Origin of the sequence: Streptomyces sp. NPDC048191, assembly GCF_040652655.1 — a bacterium.
Classification (GTDB): Bacteria; Actinomycetota; Actinomycetes; order Streptomycetales; family Streptomycetaceae; genus Streptomyces.
In genome coordinates, this window is sequence record NZ_JBEZMO010000089.1 from 1 (window position 1) to 2,160 (window position 2,160).

Annotated in this window: 1 protein-coding gene and 3 pseudogenes; 1 reads left to right on the top strand and 3 read right to left on the bottom strand. The window is 67.5% G+C overall.

The features are described from left to right. Positions 1-257 (top strand): annotated as a pseudogene (locus AB0D93_RS41495) (hypothetical protein); the annotation flags it as partial. Between the two features lie 317 nt (positions 258-574). Here AB0D93_RS41495 and AB0D93_RS41500 read toward each other — a convergent pair. The 3 genes and pseudogenes from AB0D93_RS41500 to AB0D93_RS41510 all read right to left on the bottom strand — a co-directional run. Then, positions 575-1,066: pseudogene (locus tag AB0D93_RS41500) on the bottom strand (transposase); the annotation flags it as partial. Between the two features lie 474 nt (positions 1,067-1,540). Then, a complete protein-coding gene (locus tag AB0D93_RS41505; protein ID WP_362131950.1) occupies positions 1,541-1,807 on the bottom strand; it encodes a DUF6415 family natural product biosynthesis protein in 267 nt (88 codons plus the stop codon). Positions 1,808-1,992: 185 nt separating this feature from the next. Beyond that, positions 1,993-2,160 (bottom strand): annotated as a pseudogene (locus tag AB0D93_RS41510) (IS5/IS1182 family transposase); the annotation flags it as partial.

The window sequence follows — 2,160 nt, forward strand, 5'->3', positions numbered from 1 at the left end:
GCGCCGCCATCTGGTCCAGCCGCACCAACGGCCACCCGGGCGCGTACGCCGTGATGCAGCAGGACGGCAACTTCGTCATCTACGACGCGAACAACAGTTTCCTGTGGAACACCAACACCGCTGGCACCCCAGACAACGCCGGCGCCTGGGCGGTAATGCAGGACGACGGCAACTTCGTCATCTACAGATCCTACGGCGGACCCACCAGGGGCCAGGCCATATGGTCCAGCAACACCTGGCGAGCGGCAGCGCAATGACGACTAGCCGCACCTGACTCCGCCCGGTTCCCGGGCGGAGTCACCCGGCCGCACCAGGTCAGCCGCCCCTTCCCCTCTCCTGGCGGGGGCGATCGGCCCGACAGGCCGCGACGGCGATGTGCGTCTTGCCCGGGCGGCCCCAGCCCTTCGCAATGCCGAGATCGGCCACCCGAGACTCGCACAGAGCATGTGCAGCCAGCGCCGCAACCTTGTCACCGAGGGCCTGACCGACATGTCGTCCGGCACCTGCCGGCCGCCACAGGGACACCTTGATGTTTTACATCCTCGCCCATCTAAAGGAGGGCGTTTCCCGCCTGTCACGCCGTTGACCGGCGCGGCTTCGGGTGGGTTCCTGTTTCATCGCGCTGTGCCGGGACGAGTCCCGGTCTTACCCGCGCTCGACAGGCTGTCACCGCCAGTCCGGCGGCCTTGGCGACGTTGACCGCCGCGTTGATGTCCCGATCGAGGACGGCCCCGCAGGCTCCGCATTTTCGTGTGCGGACGTGTAGGGGCTTGGGGCCGTCCTTGACGCCGCACTGCGAGCACATCTGCGAGGTCGGCTCAAAACGGCCGATCTTGATGAGGGTGTGACCGTACCGGGCGGCCTTGTATTCGAGCATGGTCACGAACTGCGACCATCCGGCGTCGTGGACGGACTTGGCCAGGCGTGTGCGGGCGATTCCTTTGACCGCCAGGTCTTCCACCGCGATGGCTTGGTTTTCGCGGATCAGCTTGGTGGAGAGCTGGTGGTGGAACTCGCGCCGTGCGTCGGCCACCTTCGCGTGAGCGCGGGCGACCTTGAGCCGGGCCATGGTTGACGCCCACGTCCTTGGCCACCGACGCCCACGTCCCACCTGGGCTGGCGTGGTACAGTCCGCGCCTGGCAGGCCTGGAAGGAGACGGCCGAGCTCACCGACCCCGACGGATACGCCTGGCGGCGCCTGCACAACCGCTGGCACACCGTCATAAAGGGCCGCCTGCAGGCCGAGTCCATCGGCGACATCGTCACCCGCGTCGGCGAGCGGGCCGGCATCGACATCCGCTTCACCGGCCACAGCCCCCGCCGCGGACTCGCCACATCCTCCCGCCTGAAAGGCCACGACCAGATCGTCATCGCCAAGCAGGGCGGCTGGGCCCCGCACTCGAAGGTGCTCGCCGGCTACCTGGAAGTGGTTGACCAGTGGGAGGACAACGCCCTGCTCGGCGTGCTGTAGCCATGGCGCGGTGCTTGCATGTCCGCAACTGTCCTGGGGTGGGCGCCGACGTAGCCGGGGTGGCCGTGGCTAGGGGACCCTGCTACTCCACGGGTCACCGTCGGCCCTGTCTGTGCTGAGTTGCTGGTACAAGGTCAGCAGGGCCTGGCAGTGGGTTGCCAGGTCCCACAGGCGGGAGGCGTCCGCCGGCACGGTGCCACCAACGGCGCGCAGAGTGCGGCGAGTGCAAGCGATGATGTGCACGGCACTTTGCTGGTGCTCGCCGCGCGTACGGTGGGCAAGTTCATCCACTTCGGGCAGGAGAAGGTTGACGTGGCCGAGCAGCAGTCCGCCCACGTCCCGTCCGTCCCCGGATGGACGGGAAGCCGACAGAACCGCATCGCAGGTGCGGCGGATCGTGTCGACGTCGATCGCGAGTGCTTCCTGCGCGGACTTGCAGCTGGCCGTACGGGCTTCTCTCTGGATCGATACTCCACCGAATGTAAGAGCGCCCGGATCGCCTCCACCGTCACTGAGCGTTTTCAGCGTTGCCTCTCCAGGGTGAGGATGGCTCTGGCTGCTGACGCGAGCCGGTTGGGGCTGCAGCGGGCATGGCGGAAGATCCGCCAGCGTTTGACGGTGGCGACGCCGCGTTCGACCGGGCAGCGGAACCGGGCGTGTGCCTTGTTCAGCGACTTCTCCTTCGTGGT